Here is a 268-nt window from a genome sequence, read left to right on the forward strand (position 1 = left end):
GACTGTTGTTCCTTGTGTTGTAATAGGAAGTGATGCATCGTTGGTAACAGCTACCGTTCCACCACAATTATCTGTTGCCGTTGGTGCAGTTAAAGTCGTTACTTCACATTGTGCGGTTACATCTGTCAAAGTTGCAAGATCAGCAACAGGAGCAGTAACATCTGTAATTACTATGTTTTGTGTTTGTGTGGAAGCATTCAGATTAACATCTGTATATGTCCAAGTTACCACTGTTGTTCCTTGTGTTGTAATAGGAAGGGATGCATCG

Annotated in this window: 1 protein-coding gene; it reads right to left on the minus strand. The window is 41.0% G+C overall.

The features are described 5' to 3' along the window. Positions 1–268 (minus strand): hypothetical protein (locus tag ACVCXO_RS13865; RefSeq protein WP_452230188.1); only part of this gene is annotated, 268 nt, incomplete at both ends.

The sequence above is a fragment of the Lacinutrix sp. MEBiC02404 genome, from assembly GCF_053601575.1.